Genomic DNA, 24522 nt, shown 5'->3' with positions numbered 1-24522 from the left:
GTCCTTCTAGTTCGCGGAGATCTTCCCGTCAACGAATCCGGCGATATCGGTGAGCGACACAAAGACGTTCATGAGGATGTCCTCCGAGACGATCTCGACGGAGAACTCGGACTCCAGGAACTCCATCATCCTGACGTAGCCGAACGAGTCGATGACACCCGCCTTGAAAAGGTCGGTGTCCGGGGTGATCGCATCGTCGAACTCGAAGAGGAAGCGGTCCTCCAGGTACTGCCGGATCGTTTCTTTCGTCGTTGCCATCCGTCACACTCCAGACCTGATCTTCTGCACCATGTGGGTGAGGGCAGAGCCCCCTATTTCGGTGAATTCCAGCCCGTCGTCGCCGTCGAGCAGGGTGCGGACGCTGTCGGTCCAGCGCACCGGGGTCACCAGCTGTTCCGTGAGCATTCGGGCCACCTGTCCCGGCCGGTAGGGCCGGCCCGTGACGTTGGAGACGACCGGTACGGCGGGTTCGGCGAAGCTGAACCGCTTCAGGAACTCGGCGAAGCGCACCCGGGCCGGCTCCATGTACCGGGAGTGGAACGGCGCACTCACCCTGAGCCGCACGAAACGGATTTCCCGGCGTTTCAGGCAGGCGTGCGCCACGGCCAGTACGGGTGGTGTGGCCGCGATGACGATCTGCGAGGCGGTGTTGAAACCGGCGATGTCGACGCCGTCGACGCCGTCGTCCGCGAAGATCTTCAGGAGGTGTTCCGCCGGTGTGTTCAGCACCGCGGTCATACCGCCGTCGGAGGCCGCCGCCATCAGTTCACCGCGCTTGGCGACCAGCCGTAGTCCCGTTTCGAAGTCGAAGACGCCGGCCGCGAGCAGGGCGTTGTACTCGCCCAGACTGTGGCCCAGGTAGAAATCGGCCGGCCGGTCCTCGCGGTGAACCCGCTCGAAAGTACGCAGCGCGTTGACGACGTAGAGCGCCGGCTGGGTGTACTCGGTACGGGCCAGCAGTCCGTCCGGATTTTCCGTGCACAGCGAAACGAGGTCGTATCCCAGCGTGTCCGACGCGAACTGCACCAGCCCCGGGTAATACCCGAAGACCTCGGCACCCATCCCCTTTTCCTGACTTCCCTGACCTGCGAAGATAACCGCCAGCACAACACTCCTCACCTACGGTAACCCGTGCCGGGCAGCCGTCCGGCAGAAATATGCAAAACGCTGGTACCGGGGAATGGAACCCGGTTTCGAGCCCGACCGGAACCGCGCTCAGGACGGCCGCGTGCCGGCGGTCGCGCCGAGGGGTCTCCCGGGTCGCGCAAGTGAATTCATGCCGTAGCTGATCGAAACCGCTGATCTGAGCACGTCCAGGAAGGCGTCACCGCGGCTGCTCATGGCCAGCTCGGGCATCATGGCGACACCGAGGGACGAAGAAGGCGTATCGCCGGTGATCTCGACGGCTCGAACCTTCCCTCCGTCCAGAGTCGTCATGTTCGAAGCGCGTTGATACATCAACGTGAACCCGGAACCGGCGGCCACCAGACCGCGCATTGTCTCAAGGCTCGTTGTCGTCATCACCTGCGGCATGGGGACGCCGGTGTCGGCGAACATCGTTTCGAAATGGCGGAGAACGGCCGGGATGTTCAAAGTGACGAGCGGTCGGGCGGCCAGCTCCGCCAGATTGACCGGGCCGGCCCTGCCGATCGGGTCGCCATCGGCCACCAGGGCATGGACGGGCAGGTCGACCAGCGGGTGGAACGTGGAATCGCCCGACAGGAAATCATATGTCACAGCCAATTCGCACCGGCCGTCCTGCAGAAACTCCAGAAGCCGGTCGGCGGATTCCTCGTGAACGTTCAACTGCAGCGCCACGGACCGCTCTCTGGTCATTCGGCAGACCAGGGGCAGCAGAAACGGGGCGACCGGGAAGAAGAACCCGACGTCGAGCCGGCCGGCCGTGCCGCTCGCCAGGGCGTCGCCCTGGGCTTTGAGACTCCTGGCCTGCCCCAGCAGGGTTCGTGCCGCTCGCAGCAGGTGCCGACCGCTCGGGGTGAGGGTGACCCCGCGGGCGTGATGGCGAAGAAGCAGCTGAACACCGAGCTGACGTTCCAGCCGCATCACGGCCGACGAGACCGTCGACTGTGATGCGCACAGCTTCTCTGCCGCCTCCGATATGTTGCCGAGCTCGGCGGATACCACAAAGTAGCGCAATTGCGTCAGACTGAAGCCCAGGTGGTCGGTCGTAGTGAACATTCGGGGACCTTTTCCCGGAGTGCGACCATGCGGATTTCACGTTCGACGGCGTCACGGCCGGGATGTCATCCTGGGCGGTGACCGGACCGGCATCGGTCCAGAATTAACGGACTGTTCACCGGAATTTCGACCTGGCTTGGTCTGTGCGAGGCCGCCGGGGGCGGAAAATCGGACGGGAAGCGTGTCCGGTCCACTCTTGTCTGCTGCGGCTGTCGAAATCCCGAAAATGTTCCGGGTGGGCGAGCGGTGGGAACATGCGCGATGACCATGATGACACTCTCCTCAGCTCCGATCGGCGATGAGCAGATATCGGGCGGGATGCCGCGGTCCGGGTTTTACCTGGCGGGATCAGCTCACTGAACAAGGAGTCCGAAGTGGACGGGCCTTCGATGAGCCTCTGTCCGGGCCACCCAGCGTGAGGCTGTATGTCATGCACAGATCAAAGTGGACCGCGTGTCACACAGTAACCGATTGGTCGCCGGTTAACAAGGCGGGGCAGGCAGGCGAATGGATCAAGCTCGGACGGTACGGCTACCGCATCGGCGTGATCCTGGCGCCGCCGTCCAGCAGGGCCTCGACCGAGACGGCGGCCCGGGCCGGGCGCTCCACGGCGAGGGTCCGGTCGGGGACGGGCCGGTCGGCCGACCAGTCCGGGCCCTTGACGGTGATCCGGCCGACCCGGCGGCTGCCCGCGGCGAGCAGGAACTCCGTGCCCTGCGGGGAGCGCCACCACGTCCAGCCGACGGTGTCCTGCTCGAACCGGCTGCACGCCCGGCCGGGGCCGCCGCCGGTGCGCTGCGGGCCCCGGGCGCCCGGCAGCAGGACGGCGGTGGCGGCGCTGCCCTCGCCGGCCCAGCGGTCGGCGCGCAGGCAGACCCAGGACGCCGCGCCGGCGTTCTGCGGGAGCTGCTGCACCGCGAACGCCCAGAGGTTGAGCCGTCTGACGCCGGGAGTGCCGTCGGGCACGGCGCAGCCGCCGCGCGCCCAGGCCTGGAGGGCGTCCGGGGTGACCGCCTCGCGGGGCGACCGGGCCGGCTGGGCGCGGTCCGGCGCCGGGGTGTAGGTGAGATGGGCCGGGACGAGGCCGCCCAGATCGGCGAGCAGGAAGGCCTGCTTCTCGGCGATCACGGGGGAGGAGCGCAGCAGGAGCAGGGCGGCGCCCTGGCAGTCCGCGACCGTTCCGTCGGGAGCCCCGCCGGGCGTCGCGGCGGTGACGCCGTCGGCACGGTCCAGCGGACGGGCGGGCGCGTCCGGCTGGTCGATCCGCCGGGTCTCGGCGGTGTCGATCCAGGGGGCGAGCAGATAGCGGGCGGCGGTGCCCTGACGGCGCAGCACCACCGCGCCCGCCGTGGTGACGTCGGAGCCGTCGGCCCGGGCGAGGTCCAGCCCGCCGCCGCGCCCGTCGGTGTACCGGGCGAGCAGCCACCCGTCGTACAGCACCACCACGGGGGTGTCGTCGACCGTGCCGGCGAACAGCAGCTGCGGCTCGCCCCGGGGCGGGGCGGGCGCGGTGCCCGGTTCGGCCCTGCTCCGCGGGCCGGCCCCGGTCCAGGCGGTGAGCGCCCGGCCGAGCAGGGCGGTGTCGTCGCGGCGGTCGCCGCGCGCGGGCCAGGCGGAGAAGTCGACCCGGCTGGTGTGCTGCCACTGGTCGGCGGCCACCCGGACCAGCCGGGCCGGGTCGGGCGGGGGCGCCGTACCGCCGGGCGGCCGGGGGAGTGGCGTGGCGCCGGGGGCGCCGCCGTCCGGGCCGGTCAGGACGGCGGCCGTGGTGGTGAGCGCGAGCACGGCGACGGTGAGGGAGGCGCCGAGCGCGCGGCGCCGCCGCAGCAGGTCGGTGGGCTGCACCCGGACCGCGCACGGATCGAAGGCCGGCCGTCCGGGTTCGGGCCCGGCGGAGAGCCGCCCGGCCGCGTCGACGGCCTGGTCGGGGCGGTCCGCACCGGCCCGCTGGAGCACCTCGGCGGCCACGGCCGGCGTCAGCTCCTCCACGGCCAGCAGGGCGAACGCGGCCCGGGCGGGCGCGTCCAGACCGGCCAGCGCGCGGTCCAGGGCCGCGTCCTCCTCGCCGCCGCCCGGGGTGAACAGCCGCAGCCCCCAGACCCTGGGCGCGAGCAGCCGGTGCGCCGGGCACGGCCGCAGCGTGGCGCGCAGCACCCGCAGGCGCAGTGCGGCGTACACCTGCTCGCCGTCCGCGGCCGCCGGGTCGATCCGGCGGGACCAGCGCGTCCAGCGGGACGGCAGGGCCCGCTGGACGGCGGCGTGCGCGGCGAGGACCCGGCTGTGCCGGTCGCGGTCGGCCGGCAGGGCCAGGTAGGCGAGCCGGACCAGGCGGCGGTAGTGGCGTACGAGAGCAGCCTCGGCCAGCGCCACCGGGCGGGCCGGGCGCGCGGCCCGGTTCGCGGCTGGTTCTGTGCCGTCCATCCGTCCTGCCAACGGGCCCTCCCCGGAACCGAGCGTTCTGTCGTGACGGACGGTCCAACGAGTCGATCATGTGATGGTTGCGCCGTCCGGGGAGGTTTCCCGGGGCTCGGCCGCGGCGCGTTCGGTGATCCGGCGGGCCATGCCGCCGAAGACCACCGCGTGGAACGGTGCCACCGACCACCAGTAGGCGTGTCCGGCGAGCCCGTGGGGGTGGAACAGCGCCCGCTGCCGGTAGTCGCTGCCGCCCCGCCCGTCCGGGGTGACGGTCAGCTCCAGCCAGGCCAGGCCGGGCAGCCGCATCTCGGCGCGCAGCCGCAGCAGGCGCCCCGGCTCGATCTCCTCGACCCGCCAGAAGTCGAGCGAGTCGCCGACCCGCAGCCGGGCCGGGTCGCGCCGGCCCCGGCGCAGGCCGACGCCGCCGGCCAGCCGGTCGAGCCGGCCGCGCAGCGCCCAGGCGAGCGGGAAGGAGTACCAGCCGTTCTCGCCGCCGATGCCCTCCACCACGCGCCAGAGCGCGGCCGGGGATGCGGCCACCCGGCGCTCCCGGACGTCCTGGTAGAGGCTGCCGCCGGCCCAGTCCGGGTCGGTGGGCAGCGGGTCGCTCGGCGCGCCGGGCAGGGAGGCGGACGACCAGCGGGTGGCCACCCGGGCGTCCCGGATCCGCCGCAGGGCCAGCCGGACCGCCTCGTCGAAGCCGGTCAGGCCGCCCGGTGGGTCGGGCACGTACCCGGCGATGTCGTGCTCGGCGCAGACCACCTCGTGCCGCAGTGACTCCACCAGCGGCCGGGCGAGCCGGTTCGGCACCGGCGTGACCAGGCCCACCCAGTGGCCGGAGAGGCGGGGGGTGAGCACCGGCACCGGGACGATCAGCCGGTGCGGGAGCCCGGCGACGGCGGCGTAGCGTCGCATCATCTCCCGGTAGGTGAGCACCTCGGGGCCGCCGATGTCGAAGGCCCGGTTCACCTCCGGTGGCAGCGACGCCGCCGCGGTGAGGTAGCGGAGCACGTCCCGGACGGCGATCGGCTGGATCCGGGTGCCCACCCAGCTCGGCGTGACCATCACCGGCAGCCGCTCGGTCAGATAGCGGAGCATCTCGAACGAGGCCGAGCCGGAGCCGATGATCACGGCCGCCCGCAGCTCGGCGGTCGGTACCCCGCTCGCCCGCAGCGCCCGGCCGACCTCGGCGCGCGAACGCAGGTGCGGCGACAGGTCCCGGGCCGGTACCCCGGTGGGGTTGAGCCCGCCCAGGTAGACGATCCGGCGGACCCCGGCCCGGGCGGCCGCCTCGCCGAACGCCCGGGCGGCCGAGCGGTCCGTCGCCTCGAAGCCGCGGCCGGTGCCCAGCGAGTGCACCAGGTAGTACGCGACGTCGATGCCGGCGAACGCCCCGGTGAGCGTGTCGGGCCGGGTGACGTCCCCGGCGGCGGCCTCCACCCGGGCGCGCCACGGGTGGTCGCGCAGCCGCCCGGGGTCACGGACCAGGCAGCGCACGGAGTGCCCGGCGGCCAGCAGCTCCGGGACGAGCCGTCCACCGATGTAGCCGGTGGCACCGGTGACCAGACAGCGCAGCGGGGCGGCGGGGGTGCCGGGTGCGGTCATGGGAACTCCAGGGGCGTCGGGCGCGCGGCGGGGCGGCGCGGTGGCCCTGTGGCGGACTTCGCGGGGGTGCCCCGCCGGTGTTCTCCGACAGCTTCGCCCGTTGCCGGCGGGGGCGCCACGGCACGGCCCGGCCCGTGCGGACGGGTGCGGTGCGGCCCGCGGTCCGACGCGGCACGGCCGGCCGTCGTCGGGGGCGTGTTCGGCGGCAGGGCCGTTGGTCCCGGGTTTTCAGCCCCTTGGCCCCTGGCGGTGCGAGCCGTCAGAGGCGATGCTCCTGGTACCAGCCGGACGAGGGCTGTCCGGTCTAACGACGCTCGCGGACGAGGTGAACCGGCGTGCGCCACGCCACCGTCGAATCAGTGATGACCAGTCCCGTGGTCCGGGTCGCGCCCGAGACCGGCTTCCGGGAGATCGTCGCGCTGCTGGCCGAGTACGACATCACCGGCGTGCCGGTCGTCGATGCCGACGGCCGGCCGCTCGGGATCGTCTCGGAGGCGGACCTCCTGCGCACCCTGGCCGCGCAGGAGGACCCGGGCAGCCTGCTCCCGGCTCCGGAGCTCCCGGCGGGCGGTTCGGGCGCCGCCACCGCGGCCGACCTGATGACCGGCCCGGCGGTCTGCACCACGCCCGGCACGAGCGTGGTGGGCGCGGCGCGGCTGATGAGCCGGCACGCGGTGAAGCGGCTGCCGGTGCTGGACGAGGAGGGGCGGGTCTTCGGCATGGTCAGCCGCGGCGATCTGCTGCGGGTGTTCCTGCGCGAGGACCGGGTGATCCACCGGGAGATCGTCGAGGAGGTGCTCGGCCGGATCGAGGGCGTCAGCCCGGCCGAGGTCGGCGTGGAGGTGAACCAGGGCCGGGTGGTGCTCAGCGGCACCGTCCCCGAGCCGCACCTCGTCCCGATCGTGCTGAACCTCTGCCGCTCGGTGGACGGCGTGGTCTCGGTCACCGACCGCCTCGGCAGCGGCGGCCGGCCCGCTCCCGTCGGCTGATCCGGGCCGCCTCGGACCCGGAAGGTCCGCTTCGCATACTGCGGAACGTACCGGGTAAGTCACCCTGTGTGTTCGGCGGCGCCGGGTCGCCGGGACGCGGGGCTCCCAGGAGGCGGCCGTGGCAGTCGTGTTCGACGCGGACTTCACTTCGACCAGGCAGTGGACAGCGGGCCGGAGCAGCGCCTATCCCCGGATGGGGCCGACCAACCGGGGCGATCACAAACTCGACTTCCTCAGTCGCGCGTACTGCCCAGGCGGGCTCTTCACGGCCGTCCGCCGGCCGGCCGGCGGACTGTGGACATGCAGCCTGCTCACCACCGAGGGGAGCCCGGACGGCTTTCAGCTCCGCTCCGGGGACGCGCTCACCGCGCAGGTCACCCTCCCGGTCGGGCTGGGCGCCTGGCCGGCCATCTGGACCTGGCGGGACGGGGGCAACGAGGTGGACGTGTTCGAGTACCACCCCGACAACCCGGACCTGCTGGAGCTGTCCAACCACGTCCGGGGCGGCTTCCGCTACTGGCACGGGGCCGCCGCCGGCATAGCCCCCGGCTCGACCTTCACCCTGCGGACGGTGCTCGGCACGTACTCGGTCGACTGGTACGTCGACGACACGCTGGTGTACGCGGACCGGCACGGGGTCGGGCCGGACTGGCGCGCCTATCTGATCGTCAACCTGTCCGTGGCGGACGGGACGTACCACCCGCGGCCGCCGGAGAACGGGCCGGGCGTGCTCGGCTGGACCTGTCACAGCCTTCGCGTCGACCGCTGAGCGCGATCACCGGCCGCCGGGAGACGGCAGGGGCGGGCGGGGGCGTCACGAGTCGGGCGGGAACGTGGCGGTGATGTGCCCGCGCGGTCCGGTGCGCTGGAACCAGACCACCCGGCGGTACGGCCCGATGTGGGCCGGGTGGGTCACGTACAGGTCGTCACGCGGGGCGCTCTCGTTGCCGGGCGCGAGGGCGGCGTCCGCCGCTTCGGTGGCGATGGCGCGCAGCAGCGCGTGTGCGGTGGCGGTGGCCGCGGCCGGTGCGATGGCGAGGGCGGTGAGCTCCGTCCAGAGCCGGGTCGAGACGTAGCTGATCGGCGAGTGGGCCAGGGCGGGGTGCGGGAGCCCGTCCTCGTACCGGCGCAGCACCCCGGCCGCCACGAGCTGCTCGCGGTCGTCGGTCGGCGGATGGGGGTTCATGGGGCGCAACGCTACCCGGTGGGCGGGGCCGGTGTGGCCGGGGCCTTTTCTCGGAAACTCTTCAGCCCGCTCGGTCGGTCGTGAGCGCACGATGGTGGTGGAGGCGCCGATCACCTCGGCGGGTCCCGGCGGGGGCGGAGGAGGAGGTCATGATGAGGCACTGGTACGGGCACGGCCACGGGCATGTCCTGGGCGGCTGGGGCGCCGGCCTGATGGTCGTCGTGGGGCTGCTGGTCCTGGCGGTGCTGGTGATGGCCGCCATCGCGCTGTTCCGCTACGTTTCGCGCTCGTCGCGGCCCGCCCCGCAGGGTCCGGCGGCGGCGGCCGGCTCCGCCGGGGCCCCGGGGCGGGCGGCGGTGCCGACGCCCGAGCAGCTGCTCGCCGAACGCTTCGCCCGCGGTGAGATCGACGCGGAGGAGTACCGGCACCGGCTGGACGTTCTCCGCTCGGTGAACGGACCGGGGGAGCCGGGGCCCGGCGGCGGCTGAGAGGCTGTCGGGTGGGCGTCCGGCGCCTCGGCCGGGAGGTCCGGATCCCGGCCGGCCTCGATGCGGACCTGTCGTCGGTCGGTCGCACGGTCGGGCGGGTTCGCGGACCACTGGTCCGCGAACCCGCCCGACCCGGCCCGGAGGGTCACCGGTGCCGGCTGCCCCGCTCGGGGGCTACCAGTGCTGGGAGGGGGGCGGCAGCGGCCGGTTGACCGCCGTCACCGAGACCCCGTTGTCCAGGTTGTCGGGGGTCAGCACCAGCGGCCCGAACGCCCTCTCGTCCGGTGCGGCGTATCCCGGGGGCGGGCAGACCTCCTCCCAGTAGTACGTCCCCGGCCCGCCGGTGCCCCGGCAGATGCCGTCGGTCCCGGTCGTGCAGAGGTCGCCGACCTTCGTGTCCGCCCACTTCGTCCTGGTCTGCGTGCCACCGGAGTCTTTCGTCCCCTGCCACGTCTTCCACAGCTGGAACTTCGCCCCGGCCAGCGGCCTGCCGTCCGGGTCCTGCTTGATCAGGCTCAGCACGCCCTTGTGCTGTTTGCAGTGACGGAAGCCGAAGTCGTAGGTGTGGTTGTTCTCTCCCGGCCCGCCGGTGGTCAGCGCCCGCTCCGGGAACGTCCCGCCCGGCGGGACGATGCCCTTGGAGTTGATGAAGGGGTTGTCGCCGACATCCGGGACGGTGGGTACCCACTGGTGGAGCGGACCGCCCTCGGCGTAGTCGGCCGGGTTGTCCAGGCGGATGGTGTACCCGGTCCTCGGCTTGAGGCCGCCGGTGACGTTGGAGTCGTCGAAGTAGTACTCACCACGGGCCGTCGTCTTCGCCGTTCCGACCAGCTTCTCCGACGCGTCGTACAGGTTGACGGTCACGCCCGCGACCGGGTTCTGGCCCGGCTTCTGGATGCCCTTGCGCTCGGGGTCGTACCAGACCCGGTTGCCGATCTGCAGCGGGGCCTGGTCGCAGAGCACCTCCAGGTCGCCCATCGAGGCGCCCTTGCCGAACGGGGCGATGCCCCCTGCCGGGTTGAGGCGCAGGCCGTACCTCGGGTCCTGCCGGCCGTCGCGCTGGACGAAGGCGGTGCCGTACCCGAAGGCGGTGCTGTTGGGGTCGAAGCTGGAGGTCGCGATGGTGTTCTCGACCTTGGAGAGCGCCATGCCCGCGTAGGCCGCGTTGTGGTGGAAGGTCATCCGGCTGTTGTCGAAGAACCGGGTGCCCCGGGGGGAGAGTCCGCAGCCGTTGTTGGTGTCCATCACGTACATCCCGTCCGCCGGGCACGCCTTGTCCAGGTCGCCGCCCGACAGGACGGCGGCGACCGATTGGGGCGTGGGGGAGGCCGGAGAACGGTCGGCGAAGCGGTCGCGGAAGTCCAGCAGCATCGAGCCGTCGGTCTCGAAGCCGATCTCGCCCAACTCCGGCTCGGGCTGGGCCAGATTGGCCTGGCAGGCCTGGCCGTTCTGGGAGGTCGGGAAGGTGTTGGTCCAGGGGAACCAGCCGGCGCCGTCGCACGGGCCCGAGCCGACGGTGGACTGGCGCGGGTAGTCCAGCGGCTGGTCCAGCACCGGCTTGTGGAACGCGCCGGTGTGCGGGTCGAAGGGCAGGACCACCGCGCGCAGGTCCGAGGCCCTCCCGGTGGACTCGCCGGAGCACACCCCGCCGAGGTAGCCGACGCCGTCCTGGAGGCCGAGGCCGAAGGGACGCCAGTCCCCGGCCGCCGGGCAGCCCGGGGCCGGGATCGGGTAGACGGCCTTCGGCGCCGCCGCGGTGGGCACGGTGGCGTCGTAGCGGTAGAGCCGGCGGTCGTTGAGGTTGACGACGAACAGGTCCGCGCCGTCGTCGGTGACCTTGATGCCGCCGAGGCTCTCCTTGCCGGGTACGGCGAGGAAGGCGTCGTCGGTGCCGCCGCCGTGGGCGGTCGTCCCGGCGTCCGGGACGGTGGCGAACAGCGTGGTCCTGTTCTGGGCGAGGTCGGTGACGTAGATCGCCCCCGCACCGCCCGGGCCGTAGTCCGTGGACCGCTTGGCCAGCGCCGAGGAGAACACCCGCTTGTCGGCCTTGTTCCACGCGATGCCGAACAGCGTGCCGGTCTCCGCGTCGGTGGCGATGTTCGTGACGTTGACGTCGACGCCGTCCTGGCCGCGCGCGCTGTACGGGAAGGACACCAGCGTGCGCTGCGACCCGCCCTCGCGAGTGGCGGGCTGGCAGGTCGTCACCAGCGGGGCGTTCTTCTGGCAGTAGTCACCGGGGCTCCACAGCCCGGTGGTGTACGCCACGTTCTTGCCGCCGGAGAGGTCGACGAACTCCTCGTTGCTGCTCAGCTGGTTGGGCGCGCCGTCCAGCCCCTGGCGTGAGGCAAAGGCCGGGAAGAGCACGCCCGGCTTCGGATTCCTCACCTGCACCCGGTACTTGCCGCCGGTCGCCGTGCTCGTGGCCGGGGCCAGCGTCACCGTACCGTCGGCCGCGGTCGCTCCCTCGATGCTGACCCCGGCGTCGTCGGTGAGGGTCACCCGGACGCCCGCGATGCCCGGTTCCAGCGCGGGCGTCCACACGCCGCTCGCGTCCACGGCCCGGATGACCCGGACCGTCACCGATCCGTCGCCCGCCTGCGGGTACGCCGCTGGGGCCGCCGCCAACGAGAGGCTGCCGATCCCCACGGTGAGAGCCGCGACGCCGCCGACCGCGCGGCGGCCGATGGAACCCGACCTCCGCCGACCCGGTTCGCGCGCGGCGTCGTCCGATTGTTCGTTCGTAGCTGTCATCTCCTGCTCTCATCCTTCAGAAGGGGCGGCTGCCCAACCGTGTGAGGGAGTACATAGAGATGGCGGAGAACCGCCCTGTCAGCGAAGCGTAAAGGGGATTTGTGAAAGGCCGTGGCAGAATAACGAATTTGACCTGCACCAAGCTTTTACGGAATCGTTTCTTCTCGTATGAATGTTCAGATCGGCGATTCTGTGTGCGAATGTGGAATGCGTCAGTCGTGCACGTTCTTGCTGGAAAGCGTTGCGGATGTCGCGGGTTGACGCCCGCCGGTGCCCTGGTCGGGTACGGGCGGGTTCATCAGTGGCGGGCGGGCGGCGGGCCCGCCGCGCGTGCGCGTGGCGGGCCCTGCTCGTCCGGGTGGGGCCGGGTTACTCGACGACCAGCTCCACCGGGATGTTCCCCCGGGTGGCCCGGGAGTACGGGCAGACCTCGTGCGCCTGCCTGACCAGCAGCTCGCCGCTCTCGCCCGCGAGCGTGTCGGGCAGCTCGACGCGCAGCACGACCGCGAGACCGAAGCCCGCGCCGTCCTTGCCGATGGAGACCTCGGCCGTCACCGAGACCTCGCTGGTGTCGACGCGGGCCTGGCGGCCGACCAGGCCGAGGGCGGAGGCGAAGCAGGCCGCGTAGCCGGCCGCGAAGAGCTGCTCGGGGTTGGTGCCCTGTCCGTTGCCGCCGAGGGCGGGCGGCATGGCCAGTGCGAGGTCCAGCTGTCCGTCGGAGCTGACCGCCCGGCCCTCCCGGCCGTTCGCCGTGGCCACCGCGGTGTAGAGCGCGTCCATTGGTCGGTTCCCTTCCGTCTCGGCGGCCGCCCGGGCCGCCCTTCGCTCACAAGTGAAGCACGCAATTCAATTGCGCACAACTGAATGGCGTGCGTGATCGGTACCATGGGGACATGACCACGCTCCCCGAGCTCCCGGACGAGGAACTGCTCCGCCTGGACCAGCAGATCTGCTTCTCGCTGAACGCCGCCTCGCGCGCCTTCGGCGGCGTCTACCGGGTGCTGCTCAAGGACCTCGGCCTCACCTACCCGCAGTACCTGGTCATGCTGGTGCTCTGGGAGCACGGCGAGCTGCCGGTGAAGCGGATCGGCGGATACCTGCGACTGGACTCCGGCACCCTCTCGCCGCTGCTCAAGCGGCTGGAGGCGGCCGGCCTGGTGCGCCGCGAGCGGAGCCCCGAGGACGAGCGCTCCGTCACCGTCGGCCTCACCGGGGCCGGCTCGGCGCTGCGCGAGCGCGCCGGGCAGGTGCCCCGCCGGCTGCTCGCCGCCACCGGCCTGCCGGTCGAGGACCTCGCCGCCCTGCGGGCCCTGCTGGACCGGGTGACGGGCGCGCTGGACTCGGCCGTGCTGGAGGCCGCCGAAGCCTGAGGCCCGAGGCCGGGGTCGGGGTGTCGTGGGGCGGGGTGTCCTGGGCCGGGTTGCCGGCCGGGCTTGGTTGTGATCTGCGTCACCCTTTTGGCGGTGGCGGGGCGTGCGCTCCCGTGAAGCGCCAGGTCAGCAGGGGTGTGCGAAAACGAACAGAAGCGATCGCCAATTGTCGGCGGGATCGGGCTAACAACCCCCGGCCACCGGACGGTTACAGCACAAGCCCCCAAAGGGCCGTCGGCCCGCCACCCGGTGGGCCGGCCAGCTGACCCACGGAAGGGGGGAGGCGTGTGGTGAACACCCCCGGGCCGGGCGAGGAGCATCGCCTGCGGGCGGATCCGCTCGACGGGCTGCCGGTCGACTTCGCGGCCTTCTTCACCCAGGAGAACCCCGGCTACCTCCGCTACGCGCAGCAGCGCCTGCGGCACCGCGAGGACGCGCAGGACGCCGTCCAGAACGCCGGAGCCGTGCTGTACAAGAACTGGCGGCGGGCGCTGGCCAGTGCCGACCTGAAGGCGTTCGCGTTCAAGGTCGTCAAGGACGCGGTGGTGGACGTCCTGCGGGAACGCCGCCGCTCCGAGCGCAAGCGCCTGCGGGTGCTCGCCCAGCGGCGGCCCGACACCAGCCAGGACGAACTGGACGAGCTCGCCGAACTCGACGCCCTGGACTGGGCGATGGAGGAACTCGCCCGGGCCGCGCCGGTCCAGGCGGACGTGGTCCGGCTGCGCCAGGCCGGCCTCTCCTACCCGGACATCGGCCGGGCGGTCGGCATCGCGCACACCACCGCCCGGACCTACTACAGCCTCGGCCGCCGCCACCTCGAGTACCTGCTCGACCACGAGGGCGCCGGCGAGGGCGCCCGCGACGGCGGGGAGAGGCGGCCGGGATGAACCTGACGGAGCTGCTCCGCGCCGACGCCGACGGACTCGAACGGGACTTCGGCAACCACGACCCGGTGTCCTTCACCCGGCGGCTGGCCGAGCTCCTCACCACCGGTGCGCGCCCGGCCGCCGCGCGGACCACCGGCCGCACCGAACGCCCCCCGGCGGCCGCCCGGCGGCAGGCGCTCCCGGCGGCCCGGGACGGACACCTGCCACGCCAGCGCGCCGAGAGCCTGGCCGCCGGGGCGCTGACCGTCGGCGGGCGGGCCGAACTGCGGCGCGATCTGCGCCACTTGTGCGGCGGCGTCGCGGGGGCGGCGGAGGTCGGCGAACTCGCCCTCGACCTGGAGCTGGCCGACAAGGCGGCGTTCCGCACCCTGGGCTGCCTGCTCTACGGCATGGGCCGTCCGGCCGACGCCGTCTTCTGGTGGCGGATCGCCGCGCAGTTCGGCGACCCGCTGGCCGTCCACTGCCTCGCCGTCCACTACGCCGCCGAGGGGGAGCGGGGCGACGCGGCCCGCTGGGGCGCCCAGGCGCAGGACCTCAGCGCCCCCGACCGGCTGCCCGCCGTCGCCCTCGGCGCCGGGCCCGACGGGGCCGCCGAACTGGCCCGCGCGCTCACCGAGGGATTCGACGGAGAGATCGTGCTGACCCTGCGGGCGAGCGTCGCGACGCGACCGCGCCCGCGTCCGCGCGGCGCGACCGCGTCGGCCGGCGCGGTGGTCGGCGGCGCGTCGGGCGGTGGCGGGCCCGGATCGCCGCCCGCCGAGGCGATCGCCCCGCGAGCCGTCCGCGGCCGGGGTCCGTCGGCCCGGATCCGATGAGGCGGCGGCCGGGCGTTCGCGGGCACGGCCGCCCGGACGCCGCCGGACCCGGGTGACGGGTGGACCACCGGGCCGGCGAACGCGCCCGTCGGTGCGGCCGGGCGGTCGACCCGCCGCGTCGACGGTCGGCCGACCGAGCGCCGGGCGTCCTACCGGGCGCTGTTCGAACTCGCCGTCGGCGGCCCGTCGACCGTCGGGTCCTGGCCGTCGTCGCGGCGCGTCCGCGAGAACATCATGGCCACCGTGCTCAGCCCCAGGGCCGTGAGCGCCATGGAACCGAGCAGGACGTAGCCCTGCCAGCAGGCGGCGGCGGTGCCGGTGGCGGCCGCGGTACTGAGGACCGGGAGGATGTGCCGGCCGGGGCCCGCCGTGTTCCAGGTGGTGGCGAGGAGGCCGCCGGGGCGCCAGAACTGGCGCAACCAGACCGCCGCCATCACCGGGTAGACGAACGCCACGGGGCCGCTGAACCGGTCGTCCCGGGTGAACGGGGCGCCGGCCTCGCCACCGGAGAGCAGGACGATCCCGAGCACCAGCATCACGAGGCCGGCGGCGGCGAAGATCCCCCCGACCACGCGGACCAGCGGCAGCATGCCCGCTCGCTCCGGGCGTTCGGGCCGCCGTCGCCACGGCGGGAGGCGCCGCGGGCCCGCGCTCGATGCCTCGGTGCCGCGCAGGAACCACCGGGCGAAACCGCGGAAGTCCATGACGAGCAGGCCGCCCAGGACCGTGGCCAGGATCCCGAACCCGAGGGTGAACGCTCCTCCCGCAGCCGCTTCATGGCCTGCGGATGTCATCCCTGCCTCTTCTCGCGCGTTCTTCGTGCGGGAACAGGTTCCCCGGCCATCGGCATTCTCGGGGACGCGAAGCGATCGGACAAGATCTTCTCCGAACTCCCGCACGCCGTCCGCCTCCTGCCGACCGCGCTGGTCCCGGTGCCCGCCGCGCTGCCCGGTCGGGGTGCCGGGTGGCCCGGCCTTCGCCCGGTGGGTCCGTCTTCGGACGGGGGCACCATGTGCCGCCGGGTTTTTCGTTCCCCGCGACCATCACCGGCCCGGCGGCCGCTGCCTACTGTTCATCAACTCGTCCACTCGCCCCACCCACCCGCCGGACGGCACCTGAGCCGGGCCGTCCCGCGCGTCCGTCCCCACCGCCCGGCCACCCCCCACCCACCGCCCGGCCCTCGACCGGCCGGTGGACGGCCAGCAAGGAGAGACAGCATGACCCCACGAAGGAGGGCCACCGGGCGGCGGCGGGCAGCCTGTACCGCCGCCGTGGCCGCGGCGGGGGCCGTGTCGTCGACGGCCCCCTGGTGCACAGCGCCGCGGACGGCTCGATGGCGCCCGGGGTGGCCGAGACCTGGTCGGTCGAGGGCGGCACCGCGCGGTTCACCCTCCGCGAGGGCGTCACCTGTGAGGACGGTGCCCCGCTCACCGCCTCGGACGTCGCCGCCGAGTACCACCACATCGCCGACCCCGCGAACAAGTCACCACTGCGGCCAAGCCTCCTGAGCCACCGATGGCAACCCCGTGAAAGCCACACCCGACACCCCTGGGTGAGCCAAACCCCACGAACGGCTCGCTCGACCCGATCAAGAAGGTAGGACCCCGTGACCACGACCAGGCCACTGATCGTCGAGGACCTGTACCGGTTCGCCGTCCCGGGCCAGCCGGCCCTCGCCCCCGACGGCGGGCAGGTCGCCTACACCCTGACCACCCAGGACGCCGAGCACGACCGCCCGGTGAGCTCGCTCTGGCTCGTCCCCGCCACCGGCGGACCGGCCGCCCCCCGGCGGCTCACCCACGGGCCCGCCGACAGCGCGCCGCAGTGGTCGCCGGACGGCACCGCCCTGGCGTTCCTGCGCGCCGGACAGCTCCACCTGCTCCCCGCCGACGGCGGCGAGGCCCGGCCGCTCACCTACCGCGAGCACGGCGCCGGCCTCCCGGTCTGGAGCCCGGACGGCGGCCGGATCGCCTTCGCCGCCGTCGTCGGCCGCCCGGGCCCGGCGGAACCGCTGGTCGTCGACCGCCTCGGCAAGGCCGACGGCGAGGGCCTGCTGGGCCCGCAGCGCACCCATCTGTTCGTGGTGGAGGTGGACTCGGGCCGCACCACCCGGGTGACCGGTGGCGACGTCCGGATCACCGGTCTGCCCGCCTGGTCGCCCGACGGCACCCGGCTGGCCTTCCCGGCGGCGGTCGGCCCGGACGCCGATCTCACCGGAGCCGTCGGGGCCTTCCTCGTCGGGGCAGAAGAGGAGGACGCCGTCCCGCGGCCGGTCGGACCGGCCGGCGGCCTGATCCGGACCGTCGACTGGTACCCGGCGGGCGACGCGCTGCTGCTGGCCGGCCGCACCACCCTCGCCACCGGTCATGACGCGCTGCTGCGCCAGCCGCTCGACGGCTCGGCGCCCACCGCGCTCACCACCGCCCTGGACCGGAACGTGATGCCCGGAGGGCCCGGCTACCCGGGCGCCCTGCCGCAGTTCCACGGCGAGAAGGGCGGGCAGATCGTCTTCTGCGCCCGCGACCGGGGCGCCACCCGGCTGTACGGGCTGGGCCCCGGCGACGGCTCCGGCCCCGGCTTCGGCTTCGGTGAGATCGTCGAACTTCCGCTGCCGCCCGGCAGCGGTGTGTCCGGCTGCTCCGTCGCCGCCCGGGCCGGAGCGGGCGGCAGGGCCGCGCTCGCCGTCGCCGACCGCTCCTCCTTCGGCGAGATCGACCTGCTCGACCTCGCCACCGGCGAACTCACCCGGCTCACCGCGCACATGGCCCAGGCCCTCCCCGAGGTGACCCTGCACCCCGTCACCGAACGGGAGTTCACCATCGCGGACGGCACCCGGGTGCACGGCCTGATCACCCGCGACCCACAGGCCCCCGCCCCCGGCCCGCTGCTCGTCGACCTCCACGGCGGCCCGCACAACGCCTGGGCCCCGCACGCCACCCCCATCCACCTCTACCACCAGGAACTCGTCAGCCGGGGCTGGACCGTCCTCACCCTCAACATCCGTGGCAGCGACGGCTACGGCGAGGACTTCTTCACCGCCGCCCTCGACGCCTGGGGCGAGAGCGACGAGCAGGACGTGCTGCAACCCGTCGCCGCCCTCGTCGCCGAGGGCCTCGCCGACCCCGGGCGGATCGCGCTCACCGGCTACAGCTACGGCGGCTACCTCAGCTGCTGGCTCTCCGCCCGCAGCGACGTCTTCGCCGCCGTCGTCCCCGGCGGCCTGATCGCCGACCTGCCCGCCCTGGCCGCCACCTCCGACGAGGGCCACGAGATCGGTCATGCCGAAATCGCCGACGCCGCCCGGCAGCGGGAACTCTCCCCGCTCACCCACGTCGACGGCGTCCGGGCGCCCACGCTGATCCTGCACGGCGCCGCCGACGACACCTGCCCCGCCGGCCAGGCCGAGCAGTGGTTCCACGCGCTGCGGACCAGGGGCGTCCCGGTCCGGATGGTCTGTTACCCCGGGGGCTCGCACCTGTTCATCCTCGCCGGACGCCCCTCGCACCGCGTCGACTACAGCCGCCGCCTCGTCGACTGGGTCACCGAGCACACCGCCCGCTGACCGCACCACTCGCCCCACCACGCACCACCTCCCGATCCCACCGCGAACAGGAGCCGCACCATGACCGCACCCCGGAACCGCTCGCTCGACACCGCCCACTGGGCCGGCCGCCTCGCCGAACTGGCCGCCCGCCACTCGGTGCCCGGCGCGAGCCTGGCCATCTGGCACCACGGCCGGCAGATCGAGGCCGCCACCGGCTTCGCCAACGCCGACGCCCGGATCGAGGCGACCACCGACACCCTCTGGCAGATCGGCTCGATCTCCAAGGTGTGGACGACCACGGTCGCGATGGCCCTGGTCGAGGAGGGCGTGCTCGACCTGGACAGCCCGATCGTCAAGGTCCTGCCCGAACTCCGGCTCGCCGACGAACACCTGACCCAGAACGTGACCCTGCGCCACCTGGTCACCCACACCAGCGGCATCGACGGCGACTTCTTCGCCGACACCGGCCGGGGCGACGACTGCCTGGAGAAGTACACCGAACTGCTCGCCGACGTCTCCGTCAACCACCCGCTCGGCGCGACCATGTCCTACTGCAACGCCGGGTTCTCGCTGCTCGGCCGCGTCCTGGAGCGGGTCACCGGCGTCCAGTGGGACGAGCTGATGCGCGCCCGCCTCTTCCGCCCGCTCGGCCTGACCCACACCGCGACCCTGCCCGAGGAGGTGCTGCGCCACCGCGCCGCCGCCGGACACCTCGGTGACCCGCTCAAGGTCGCCGCGCACTGGTCGCTGATGCGCTCCGCCGGCCCGGCCGGCCTGATCTGCGCCACCGCGAGCGATGTGCTGGCCTTCGCCCGCCTCCACCTCGCCGAGGGCGTCACCGAGGACGGCACCCGGCTGCTGAGCGCCGAGTCCGTCCGCGCCATGCAGACCCCGCAGGTCGAACTGCCCGACCGGCACCTGTTCGGCCACGCCTGGGGCCTCGGCTGGATCCTCGCCGAGTGGGACGGGCGCCCGGTGTACGCGCACGACGGCGGCACCATCGGCCAGAGCGCCTTCCTGCGCGTCCTGCCCGGCGAGCGGCTCGCGATCTGCCTGCTCACCAACGGCGGCAGCACCAGGGACCTGTACGAGGACCTGTTCCGGGAGATCACCGCCGAACTCGCCGACGTGACCATGCCCGGCCCGATCCGGCCCGCCGAGGGCCCGGTGGCGACGGACCCGGCCGCCATCACCGGCGTCTACGAGCGCGCCTCCTCGCAGATCGAGATCCTCGAACGAGGCGGCGAGCTGATCATGGTCAGCCGCTTCACCGGCGAACTGGCCGACCTGGTCGAGCAGCCGGAGCAGGAGCACCCGATGCGCCCGCTGGAGCCCGGCACCTTCGTCGTCCAGCGCGACGGCGCGGCCGGCTGGTTCCCGGTCGTCTTCTACACCCTCGCCGACGGCTCGCGCTATCTGCACCACGGCGGCCGGGCCAACCCGAAGGTGAGCTGACATGCCGCCGACCACGACACCCCCGCACACCGCCTCCCGGCACTCGGCCGACCCCTCGGCCGTCGCCCGGCTGGAGGCCCGGCTGCCCGAGCTGGTCGCCGACATCGAGGCGCTCGTCACCGCCGAGTCCCCGACCGCCGACCGGGCCGCCGTCGCCCGCTGCGCGGACCTCGTCGCCGAGCTCGGCACCCGCCTCACCGGCCGGGCCCCGGAACGGCTGGAGACCGCCGGCCGCCCGCAGCTGCGCTGGCGCTTCGGCGCCGGCGACGGCGTCCTGCTGCTGGGCCACCTCGACACCGTCTGGCCGGTCGGCTCCCTGGCCACCCACCCCTTCGGCGTCACCGACGGCAGGCTCACCGGCCCCGGCTGCTTCGACATGAAGGCCGGACTGGTGCAGCTCTTCCACGCCCTGGCCACCCTCGACGACCTCGACGGCGTCACCGTCCTGGTGACCAGTGACGAGGAGACCGGCTCCGCCGACTCCCGCGCCCTCATCGAGGCCGAGGCCCGGCGCACCCGCGCCGTCCTGGTCCTGGAGGCCGCCGAGGACGGCGCCCTGAAGACCGAGCGCAAGGGCGCCTCCCTCTACGACCTGGCGATCACCGGCCGCGCCGCGCACGCCGGGCTGGAGCCCGAGCGCGGCATCAACGCGACCACCGAACTCGCCCGCCAGGTCCTCGCCCTGGCCGCCCTCGCCGATCCGGACGCCGGCACCACCGTCACCCCGACCGTCGCCACCGCAGGGACCACCCGCAACACGGTGCCGGACACGGCGCTGCTGCGGATCGACGTCCGCGCCCGGACCGCCGCCGAGCAGCAGCGGGTCGACACCGCCCTGCACGGACTCGCCCCCACCCTGAAGGGCGCTGCGCTCGCCCTCTCCGGCGGGCCCGACCGGCCCCCGCTCCCCGCCGACTCCTCGGCCGGGCTGTTCGCCCGCGCCCAGCGGCTGAACGACGCCCTCGGCCTCGGGCCGCTGCGCGGCGCGGCCGTCGGCGGCGGCTCGGACGGCAACATCACCGCCGGTGTCGGCACCCCGACCCTGGACGGGCTCGGCGCCGTCGGCGGCGGCGCCCACGCCGACCACGAACACGTGATCATCGCCGAACTCCCGCGCCGGGCCGCCCTGCTGGCGGCCCTGGTCGACGAGCTGCGCGGACGGCCGGCATGACCGCCCCGCACCCGGCCCCGCACCCGGCCCCGCACCCCGTCCGGCCCCCGGGGCCGGCCGACCTCCTGCGCGGCGCGCGCCGGGCCGCCGAGCGGGCCGCGCTCGGCAGCGGTGTCACCATCGGCGAACTGCACGGCCTCGACGCCATGCGCGAGGCCTGCGACCTGCTCCACCGGGTCTGGCGGCCCGAACCGGGCAACCCGATGATGACCCCCGAACTGCTGCTGGTCTTCGCCCACTCCGGCAGCTACGTCGTCGGCGTCCACCGGAACGGCCGGATGATCGGCACCTGCCTCGGCATGCTCGCCGCCGTCGGCCTCCACTCGCACATCGCCGCCGTCGTCGACGACGTCCGGGGCCGCAGCGTCGGCTACGCCGTCAAACTCCACCAGCGCGCCTGGTCGCTGGAGCGCGGCATCACCACCGTCACCTGGACCTACGACCCGCTGGTCAGCCGCAACGCCTACTTCAACCTCGCCAAACTGGGCGCGGTGCCCGCCGAGTACCTCGCCAACTTCTACGGCGCGATGCGCGACGGCGTCAACGCGGGCGCCGACTCGGACCGGCTGCTCGTCCGCTGGGACCTCGCCGGCGAGCGGGCCGCCCTGGCCTGCGAGGGCCACCCGCGCACCGTCGACCCCGCCGCGCTGCGCCCGCCCGCGGCGGTCGCCCTCGACCTCCGTCCTGACGGCCGCCCCGTCGCCCGGCGGCTGCCCGGCGGCGCCCGCGACGGCACCGTCCTGGTCCGCGTCCCGCCCGACATCGAGGCGCTCAGACAGACCGACCCCAAGGCCGCGGGGGAGTGGCGCCGCGCCCTGCGCGACGTCCTCGGCGGCCTGATGGACGACGGCCGGCACACCGTCACCGGCTTCGCCCGGGACGGCCGGTACCTCATCGAACGACGTCAGGAGAACAGAGCATGAAGCCCGTCGGAGTGGAACTGCGCCGGATCGCGATGCCACTGGTGTCGCCGTTCCGCACGTCGTTCGGCACCCAGACCACCCGTGAACTCCTGCTGCTGCGGCTGGAGACCACCGAGGGCGAGGGCTGGGGCGAATGCGTCACGATGACCGACCCGGTCTACTCCTCGGAGTACACCGAGGCCGCCGCCGACGTGCTCCGCCGTCACCTGCTGCCCGCCCTGTTCGCCCAGCCGCACCTCGACCCCTGGACGGTCGCCCCCGCCCTCGCCGCCTTCAAGGGCCACCGGATGGCCAAGGCCGCCCTGGAGACGGCCGTCCTGGACGCCTGGCTGCGGGCCCGCTCGATCTCCTTCGCCGAATGGCTCGGCGCCACCGCCGACCGCGTCCCGGCCGGGGTCTCGGTGGGCATCATGGACGACATCCCCGCCCTGCTCGACGCCGTCGAGGGCTACCTCGCCCAGGGCTACCTGCGGATCAAGCTGAAGATCGAGCCCGGCTGGGACATCGAGCCCGTCCGCGCCGTGCGCGAACGCTTCGGCGACGGCATACCGCTCCAGGTCGACGCCAACACCGCGTACACCGTGGCCGACGCACAACACCTCGCCCGGCTCGACGAGTTCGGCCTGCTGCTGATCGAGCAGCCGCTCGACGAGGAGGACGTGCGCGGCCACGCCCGGCTCGCCCGGCAGCTGCGCACCCCCATCTGCCTGGACGAGTCGATCGTCTCCGCCCGCTCGGCCGCCGACGCCCTCGCCCTGGGCGCCTGCTCGGTCGTCAACGTCAAGCCCGGCCGGGTCGGCGGCTACCTGGAGGCCCGGCGGATCCACGACGTGAGCGCCGCGCACGGGGTGCCCGTCTGGTGCGGCGGCATGCTGGAGACCGGCCTCGGCCGGGCCGCCAACGTCGCGCTCGCCGCCCTGCCCGGCTTCACCCTCCCCGGCGACACCTCCGCCTCCGGCCGCTACTACCGCACGGACATCACCGAGCCCTTCGTCCTCCGCGACGGCCACCTGGACGTCCCCCGGGGGCCGGGCCTCGGCGTCTCACCGATCCCCGAACTGCTCGCCGAGGTCACCGTGTCGAACGAATGGACCACCCGATGAACACCGCTCGCCCCGCCCTGCGGGCCGTCTTCGAGGAGGCCGGCGTCCGGGGCCACGTCTTCGCCCGCGACATCAACGGCCCCGCCGCCCTCGGACTCGACGAGGACACGCCGGTCGTCCTCGCCTCCGTCTTCAAGATCCCGGTCGCCCTGGCCTACGCCCGCGAGGCCAAGTGGAGTCCGTGCGGGTTCGTGAGGGGACCGCGCGGGTGGCAGAGGTGCAGTTCAGCAGGTCAACGCGGTGCTTCCACCTCGAAGACGAGCGTGGGGGATTCTGCTACTTACTCCTGGATTTCAGGAGTGACACATGTAATCTAGTGTCCTGCACCAGGAATTCGTTCAAGATATGAGGCGAGTCGTTCGAGGATTTCGTCGGCGGTCTTGGTCCAGGTGAACGGGCGGGGGGCCTCGTTCCAGGTCTTGATCCAGGCCCGGATGTCCTTCTCCAGGGCCTGGACGGACTTGTGGACTCCACGCCGGAGTTGCTTGTCCGTCAGCAGTGCGAACCAGCGCTTGAAGTTCCACCCTCGGCTCGGACACCTGGACACTGGGACATGTGAGCCCGGAGGAAGCAGTTTCAGGTGGGAACCAACAGCAACATGAGTAAGCGGTACACGGCGGAGTTCAAGCGGGACGCGGTCGCGCTCGTCCGGTCCTCTCCGCACCGGAACGTCACCGAGATCGCCCGTGAGCTGGGGGTCAGCCCGGAGGGACTACGGGGCTGGGTCAAGCAGGACCGCACCGACCGTGGCGAGGGCCGGCCGGGCGAGCTGACCAGTGCCGAGCGCGAGGAGCTCACCCGGCTTCGGCGGCAGACGGTCGAGCAGCAGAGGACGATCGAGGTCCTGCGCAAGGCAGCCGCCTATTTCGCGGCCGAGACGACACGGTGATCCGCTTCCGTTTCGTTGAGGATCACCATGGCGCCTGGGGCGTCAAGCGGATCTGCCGTGTCCTGGGCATCGCCCGGTCCTCGTTCTGCGACCGGCGGGCCGGCGAGCAGGCCCGTCGCGCCCGCCAGCGGGCCGAGGACCTGCTCGCCGCCGAGATCGCGGTGATCCACCTGTCGTCCAAGGGCGCCTACGGCGTCCCGCGCGTCCACGCGGAACTACGGCGCCAGGGCCGAGCGGTCAACCGGAAGAAGGTGGAGCGGATCACGCGCGAGCGCGGGATCACGGGTATCACCCGTCGCTGGCGCCGCTGCCTGACCCGCCAGGCCCGCAAGCCCGTCTTCGCCCCGGACCTGATAGGGCGCGACTTCACCGCGCCCCGTCCCGGAGTGCGACTGGTCGGCGACATGACCTTCCTGCCGGCCGAGGAGGGCTGGCTCTACCCGGCCACCGCGATCGGCCCTGCCACCCGCGAGGTTGTCGGCTACGCGATGGCCGACCACCACCGCGCCGAGCTGCCGGTGGCCGCGCTGCGGATGGCCGCCGGCCGAGGCGGCCTGGAGCGCGGCTGCGTCTTCCACACGGACCGCGGCAGCGAAGGCGGATTCAACCAGTCGTTGCAACACCGGCTCTGACCGGTGACATTAGCTGATCGGCGAGGGATTCGGCAGGAGTTCTCCAGTCGAGGGTCCTGCGTGGTCTGCTGTTGAGGGTGGCAGCCACTGCGTTGATCTC

At 73.3% G+C, this 24522-nt stretch carries 24 protein-coding genes and 2 pseudogenes; 15 read left to right on the top strand and 11 right to left on the bottom strand.

Annotation, left to right across the window (positions count from 1 at the left end; genetic code table 11):
• Window positions 1-6: 6 nt before the first annotated feature.
• The 5 genes from AB0P06_RS23380 to AB0P06_RS23360 form a co-directional block, all read right to left on the bottom strand.
• Window positions 7-258, bottom strand: a complete 252-nt coding sequence (locus tag AB0P06_RS23380) for an acyl carrier protein (RefSeq protein ID WP_363610320.1) — start codon at window positions 256-258, stop codon at window positions 7-9.
• A 3-nt stretch (window positions 259-261) separates the two neighbouring features.
• Window positions 262-1107, bottom strand: coding sequence for an ACP S-malonyltransferase (gene fabD, locus AB0P06_RS23375; RefSeq protein WP_363610318.1), 846 nt, complete (start codon window positions 1105-1107; stop codon window positions 262-264).
• A gap of 108 nt (window positions 1108-1215) precedes the next feature.
• A complete protein-coding gene (locus tag AB0P06_RS23370; protein ID WP_363610316.1) occupies window positions 1216-2199 on the bottom strand; it encodes a LysR family transcriptional regulator in 984 nt (327 codons plus the stop codon).
• Window positions 2200-2730: 531 nt separating this feature from the next.
• On the bottom strand, window positions 2731-4620 hold the full coding sequence (locus AB0P06_RS23365) for a hypothetical protein (protein ID WP_363610314.1): 1890 nt from the start codon (window positions 4618-4620) through the stop codon (window positions 2731-2733).
• A gap of 66 nt (window positions 4621-4686) precedes the next feature.
• Window positions 4687-6219, bottom strand: a complete 1533-nt coding sequence (locus AB0P06_RS23360) for an SDR family oxidoreductase (protein WP_363610312.1) — start codon at window positions 6217-6219, stop codon at window positions 4687-4689.
• A 362-nt stretch (window positions 6220-6581) separates the two neighbouring features.
• Between AB0P06_RS23360 and AB0P06_RS23355 the strand changes: the two genes are divergently transcribed.
• Window positions 6582-7208, top strand: a complete 627-nt coding sequence (locus tag AB0P06_RS23355) for a CBS domain-containing protein (RefSeq protein WP_363610310.1) — start codon at window positions 6582-6584, stop codon at window positions 7206-7208.
• A gap of 118 nt (window positions 7209-7326) precedes the next feature.
• Entirely contained in the window at window positions 7327-7977 is a 651-nt protein-coding gene (locus AB0P06_RS23350) for a beta-glucanase (RefSeq protein ID WP_363610308.1), read from the top strand.
• Between the two features lie 45 nt (window positions 7978-8022).
• Here AB0P06_RS23350 and AB0P06_RS23345 read toward each other — a convergent pair whose 3' ends face one another.
• Window positions 8023-8394 (bottom strand): hypothetical protein, encoded by a 372-nt coding sequence (locus AB0P06_RS23345; RefSeq protein ID WP_363610306.1) that lies wholly within the window; start codon window positions 8392-8394, stop codon window positions 8023-8025.
• Window positions 8395-8543: 149 nt separating this feature from the next.
• Between AB0P06_RS23345 and AB0P06_RS23340 the strand changes: the two genes are divergently transcribed.
• Entirely contained in the window at window positions 8544-8882 is a 339-nt protein-coding gene (locus tag AB0P06_RS23340) for an SHOCT domain-containing protein (RefSeq protein WP_363610305.1), read from the top strand.
• Between the two features lie 174 nt (window positions 8883-9056).
• Here AB0P06_RS23340 and AB0P06_RS23335 read toward each other — a convergent pair whose 3' ends face one another.
• Complete coding sequence (locus tag AB0P06_RS23335) at window positions 9057-11633, bottom strand: SdrD B-like domain-containing protein (RefSeq protein WP_363610303.1); 2577 nt, start codon at window positions 11631-11633, stop codon at window positions 9057-9059.
• Between the two features lie 369 nt (window positions 11634-12002).
• Window positions 12003-12413 carry an organic hydroperoxide resistance protein gene (locus AB0P06_RS23330; protein ID WP_363610301.1) on the bottom strand — a complete coding sequence of 137 codons (411 nt, stop codon included), beginning with the start codon at window positions 12411-12413 and terminating at the stop codon, window positions 12003-12005.
• 113 nt (window positions 12414-12526) lie between these two features.
• Here AB0P06_RS23330 and AB0P06_RS23325 point away from each other — a divergent pair, with 113 nt between their 5' ends.
• The 3 genes from AB0P06_RS23325 (at window position 12527) to AB0P06_RS23315 (ending at window position 14705) form a co-directional block, all read left to right on the top strand.
• Window positions 12527-13003, top strand: coding sequence for a MarR family transcriptional regulator (locus AB0P06_RS23325; RefSeq protein ID WP_363610299.1), 477 nt, complete (start codon window positions 12527-12529; stop codon window positions 13001-13003).
• 287 nt (window positions 13004-13290) lie between these two features.
• The gene (locus AB0P06_RS23320; RefSeq protein ID WP_363610297.1) at window positions 13291-13890 is read left to right on the top strand and encodes a sigma-70 family RNA polymerase sigma factor; all 600 of its coding nucleotides are present in this window, start codon (window positions 13291-13293) and stop codon (window positions 13888-13890) included.
• Window positions 13887-14705 (top strand): hypothetical protein, encoded by an 819-nt coding sequence (locus AB0P06_RS23315; RefSeq protein ID WP_363610295.1) that lies wholly within the window; start codon window positions 13887-13889, stop codon window positions 14703-14705. Before AB0P06_RS23320 ends, AB0P06_RS23315 begins: the two co-directional genes overlap by 4 nt.
• A 149-nt stretch (window positions 14706-14854) precedes the next feature.
• Here the strand turns inward: AB0P06_RS23315 and AB0P06_RS23310 are convergent, their stop codons facing one another.
• Window positions 14855-15499 (bottom strand): hypothetical protein, encoded by a 645-nt coding sequence (locus AB0P06_RS23310; protein ID WP_363610293.1) that lies wholly within the window; start codon window positions 15497-15499, stop codon window positions 14855-14857.
• On the opposite strand from AB0P06_RS23310, the gene AB0P06_RS23305 reads away from it, so the two are divergent.
• From AB0P06_RS23305 to AB0P06_RS23275, 7 genes are read left to right on the top strand one after another with little or no spacing between them, the layout of a single operon-like run.
• Complete coding sequence (locus AB0P06_RS23305) at window positions 15493-16305, top strand: ABC transporter substrate-binding protein (RefSeq protein ID WP_363610291.1); 813 nt, start codon at window positions 15493-15495, stop codon at window positions 16303-16305. The genes AB0P06_RS23310 and AB0P06_RS23305 overlap by 7 nt on opposite strands.
• A gap of 6 nt (window positions 16306-16311) precedes the next feature.
• Window positions 16312-18267, top strand: a complete 1956-nt coding sequence (locus AB0P06_RS23300; protein ID WP_363610289.1) for a S9 family peptidase — start codon at window positions 16312-16314, stop codon at window positions 18265-18267.
• A gap of 60 nt (window positions 18268-18327) precedes the next feature.
• On the top strand, window positions 18328-19704 hold the full coding sequence (locus tag AB0P06_RS23295) for a serine hydrolase domain-containing protein (protein WP_363610287.1): 1377 nt from the start codon (window positions 18328-18330) through the stop codon (window positions 19702-19704).
• 1 nt (window position 19705) lies between these two features.
• A complete protein-coding gene (locus AB0P06_RS23290) occupies window positions 19706-20875 on the top strand; it encodes a M20/M25/M40 family metallo-hydrolase (RefSeq protein ID WP_363610285.1) in 1170 nt (389 codons plus the stop codon).
• Window positions 20872-21798, top strand: coding sequence for a GNAT family N-acetyltransferase (locus AB0P06_RS23285; RefSeq protein WP_363610283.1), 927 nt, complete (start codon window positions 20872-20874; stop codon window positions 21796-21798). Before AB0P06_RS23290 ends, AB0P06_RS23285 begins: the two co-directional genes overlap by 4 nt.
• Window positions 21795-22901 (top strand): o-succinylbenzoate synthase, encoded by a 1107-nt coding sequence (menC, locus tag AB0P06_RS23280; RefSeq protein ID WP_363610281.1) that lies wholly within the window; start codon window positions 21795-21797, stop codon window positions 22899-22901. Before AB0P06_RS23285 ends, menC begins: the two co-directional genes overlap by 4 nt.
• The gene (locus AB0P06_RS23275) at window positions 22898-23218 is read left to right on the top strand and encodes a hypothetical protein (protein WP_363610279.1); all 321 of its coding nucleotides are present in this window, start codon (window positions 22898-22900) and stop codon (window positions 23216-23218) included. The genes menC and AB0P06_RS23275 overlap by 4 nt, the downstream gene beginning before the upstream one ends.
• Here the strand turns inward: AB0P06_RS23275 and AB0P06_RS23270 are convergent.
• A pseudogene (locus tag AB0P06_RS23270) lies at window positions 23215-23415 on the bottom strand (IS630 family transposase); the annotation flags it as partial. The gene AB0P06_RS23275 and the pseudogene AB0P06_RS23270 overlap by 4 nt on opposite strands.
• 84 nt (window positions 23416-23499) lie before the next feature.
• Here AB0P06_RS23270 and AB0P06_RS23265 point away from each other — a divergent pair.
• Together AB0P06_RS23265 and AB0P06_RS23260 are read left to right on the top strand one after the other, a co-directional pair.
• Window positions 23500-23790, top strand: a complete 291-nt coding sequence (locus AB0P06_RS23265; protein ID WP_363610277.1) for a transposase — start codon at window positions 23500-23502, stop codon at window positions 23788-23790.
• Complete coding sequence (locus tag AB0P06_RS23260) at window positions 23787-24422, top strand: IS3 family transposase (protein ID WP_363610275.1); 636 nt, start codon at window positions 23787-23789, stop codon at window positions 24420-24422. Before AB0P06_RS23265 ends, AB0P06_RS23260 begins: the two co-directional genes overlap by 4 nt.
• Here AB0P06_RS23260 and AB0P06_RS23255 read toward each other — a convergent pair.
• Window positions 24394-24522 (bottom strand): annotated as a pseudogene (locus AB0P06_RS23255) (IS30 family transposase); the annotation flags it as partial. The gene AB0P06_RS23260 and the pseudogene AB0P06_RS23255 overlap by 29 nt on opposite strands.

It is taken from the genome of Kitasatospora sp. NPDC088351, from assembly GCF_040685575.1.
In the GTDB taxonomy this organism is placed as follows: Bacteria; Actinomycetota; Actinomycetes; order Streptomycetales; family Streptomycetaceae; genus Kitasatospora.
This window is presented reverse-complemented; position numbering and strand designations above follow the sequence as displayed.